This is a genomic window from Pseudomonas sp. K5002 (assembly GCF_013386655.1).
Taxonomy (GTDB): Bacteria; Pseudomonadota; Gammaproteobacteria; order Pseudomonadales; family Pseudomonadaceae; genus Aquipseudomonas.
The window spans coordinates 1-3,025 of sequence record NZ_JACARK010000290.1 but is presented as its reverse complement, the minus strand read 5'-3'; the positions used below and the strand labels follow the sequence as shown (position 1 = coordinate 3,025).

4 protein-coding genes are annotated in these 3,025 nt (G+C 63.3%); 2 read left to right on the top strand and 2 right to left on the bottom strand.

From position 1 onward, the window contains the following. Window positions 1–430: AraC family ligand binding domain-containing protein (locus HX846_RS15030; protein ID WP_178965635.1), on the bottom strand; the 430-nt coding region annotated here is incomplete at its 3' end. Between the two features lie 108 nt (window positions 431–538). Here HX846_RS15030 and HX846_RS15025 point away from each other — a divergent pair. After that, window positions 539–949 carry a hypothetical protein gene (locus HX846_RS15025; RefSeq protein ID WP_003211385.1) on the top strand — a complete coding sequence of 137 codons (411 nt, stop codon included), beginning with the start codon at window positions 539–541 and terminating at the stop codon, window positions 947–949. Here HX846_RS15025 and HX846_RS15020 read toward each other — a convergent pair. After that, entirely contained in the window at window positions 943–1,938 is a 996-nt protein-coding gene (locus tag HX846_RS15020; RefSeq protein WP_087694229.1) for a LacI family DNA-binding transcriptional regulator, read from the bottom strand. The genes HX846_RS15025 and HX846_RS15020 overlap by 7 nt on opposite strands. A gap of 167 nt (window positions 1,939–2,105) precedes the next feature. Between HX846_RS15020 and HX846_RS15015 the strand changes: the two genes are divergently transcribed. After that, window positions 2,106–3,025 (top strand): Gfo/Idh/MocA family protein (locus HX846_RS15015; protein WP_178965634.1); only part of this gene is annotated, 920 nt, incomplete at its 3' end.

Genomic DNA, 3,025 nt, shown 5'->3' with positions numbered 1-3,025 from the left:
GCGTGGCCACCAACCGGCCCTGGGCGCCCTCGGTGTCGTACAGCGGCGGGAAGCTGACGGCCTTGCTGATCAATTCGTGTAACAACGGCGATACCGCCAGGGTGCAGCATTGCCGGGGCAGGGCGCCGGCGGCGTCGGGGTCGACCAACAGACAGTAGACATCCGCTGCCCCCGACCCGCGCGCGGCATGGGAAAGGCCGCCCGGAATCCACAACGCGCACTGGGGGGGCACGATCCAGATACCTTCTTCGATGACGCAATGAATCACCCCGCGCAATGTGTACATCAACTGGCCCTTGCGGTGCTGGTGCGGTGCGTGCTCCCAACTCGCAGAGGTGCTTGAAGCGCTCACTGCAACCACCGCACGGGGAATTGCATCGGCGAGGGCCGGGCGCAAGGGGTCACGGGTTTCGAGGCGGTGGTTGTACATGGCGGCGCGGCGCTTGGCTGGAATGCGAAACATTCTGGCCATTCTGTGCAATGGCGTCCAGTGATGGCATGGCTATCATGAGAAACATTCTCGTTAAAGGAGCTTCCCATGCAACTCGACAGTTCAACATTCCCCGTGGTGAAAATCGTGTTTGACGCCCCCAGCGATACCCCCCCGCAAGATACCTTTGGCGCATTCGAGGCCTTGTTGCAGCGCGAGGAACCCTTCGTCCTGCTGCACGAGAAAGCCGTGGATGAAAGCACTCACGAGCATTCACACGAAGAACGCAAACAGGCCTCGATCTGGATGAAGAAGCACAAGGTGGCCCTGCGTACTTTCGTCAAAGGCATGATCCAGGTGGAGCCCAGCGCAGCCAAGCGCCTGGCGCTCAAGCCGTTTGCCGTGATGTTCGGCAAGGCGTGGGGCTACCCGTTGCTGGTGGTGGAATCCACGGATCAGGCCTGGGCATTGGCGCGGGACGTGCTGGATACCCAGGTGTCGGATGTGGCGCACTATTGAGTGTGGGGCGCTGCCGTGCTGCCGCGTACTGTGAGTTCGAACGGCACTACAACCTGACGCTCCGACAGCGGCGTTTTCTCGATCAGTGCGATGAGCATCTCGACGGCCTTGCGGCCGAAGATTTCGGCAGGCTGGGCAATGGTGGTCAGCGGCGGGTCGCAGTAGGCCGCGAAGGGGATGTCATCAAAGCCCACCAGGGAAATATCCTGGGGCACGCGCAGGCCCTGTTGCTTGATGCGCTTCAAGGCGCCGATGGCCATTTCGTCGTTCTCGCAGAACAGCGCAGTGGGCCGCTCGGGCAGGGCGAGCATGTTGCCTGCGCCCTCGAAACCGGCGTGCAGGGTGAAGTCGCCGTGGCAGATAAGCGCCGGGTCGCGGGGGATGCCCGCCGCGAGCAAGGCATCTTCATAACCGGCCACGCGGTCACGGGTCAGTGGGCTGCTTTTCGGGCCTTTGATCAAGCCGATGCGGCGGTGGCCGAGGTCGATCAAGTGCTGGGTCATGGCCCGGGCGGCGCCACGGTTGTCGAGGCTGATGGTGGGGTGGCGACCGTCCTGGATCACCTCGCAGGCGTTCACCAGTGGCGGTGAGTCGCTGCAGTCGCTGAACGGGTCCGAGGCCCGCAACTGAATCACACCGTCGGCCTGATGGGCGTGGACCAGTTCGGCGAACTGTTTTTCGATTTCTGCCTGGCCCCGGGTGTCGCACAACAGCAACCGATAACCCGATGCCTGCGCCGCTTGCTGTGCACCGCTGATGACCCGGGCGAAAAACGTGTTGGCAATCGCCGGCACCAGGATCACCAGGTTGCCGGTGCGCCGCGAACGGAATTGCACCGCCATGCGGTTCGGCCGGTAGCCGGTCTGTTCCACGGCGGCGTTGACCTTGTCGCGGGTCTCGGGCAACACGCGTTCAGGGCTGGCCAGGGTCCTGGACACGGTGGCCACCGAGACCCCGGCCAGCCGGGCGACTTCACGAATATTGGACAAGACCACCTCGTTATCAGAACAGCAGCCTGCAAGTTTACCGCAGTCGGGGTTTGACACCGCGAGCAACCAGGCCTAAATTTCCGGCACGATGTAACCGGTTACATCATGATCGGTAATTGCCCATAAAGGGAAGACTTGCGATGACGGTTGCTGTGCAAAAAATAAGAATGGGCTTTGTTGGCGGCGGCGAAGGCGCCTTCATCGGCCAGGCTCACCGCCAGGCGGCGGGGCTGGATGGGTGTTATGAACTGGTGTGCGGTGCCTTCAGCCGTGAGCCCGAGAACAACCGGAGCACCGGCAATGCGCTGGGCCTGCCCGCGTCCCGCTGTTACAGCGAATGGCAGCAGATGCTCGCCGCCGAACAGGCGCTCCCGGCCGAGCAGCGCATGCAGCTGCTGGTGATCGTCACCCCCAATCATCTGCATGCACCGATTGCGACCCAGGCGCTGCAGGCGGGCTTCCACGTGTTCAGCGAGAAGCCGGCCGCGCTCAATCTTGCTGAAGTGCAGGCGCTGGCAGACGTTGTCAAAAACAGTTCCGGGCTTTATGGGCTGGCACACACCTACCTGGGCTACCCGATGGTGTGGCAGGCCCGCGACATGGTGCGCAATGGCGTGATCGGCGCGTTGCGCAAAGTGATCGTCGAGTACCCACAAGGCTGGCTCAGCCAGGACGTGGCCGGGCAGGGCAACAAACAGGCGGACTGGCGCAGCCGGCCCGAGCTGTCGGGACTGGGCGGCTGCATCGGCGACATCGGCACCCACGCTTTTTCCCTGGCCGAGTTCATCGCCGACCAACCGATCGAACAGCTTTGCGCGAACCTGGGCATCCATGTACCCGGTCGGCAACTGGATGACGATGCCGCCATGCTGTTCAAGATGGCCTCCGGCGCCAGCGGCGTGCTGATCGCCAGCCAAGTGTGTGCCGGTGAAGAGAACCCGCTGAAGATCCGCCTCTATGGCGACAAGGGCGGCCTGGAATGGCGCCAGGAAGAACCCGCCAGTCTGATCCATCGTTCCCTCGACCAACCGCTGCGCGTCCTGCGTTCCGGCGTCGGCCAGCCCTGGCTGTGCGACGGGGCATTGCA

What these genes read in the sequence shown, in the direction of transcription:
- HX846_RS15025 (WP_003211385.1), top strand. Translation starts at nt 539, where the DNA reads ATGCAACTCGACAGTTCAACATTCCCCGTGGTGAAAATCGTGTTTGAC.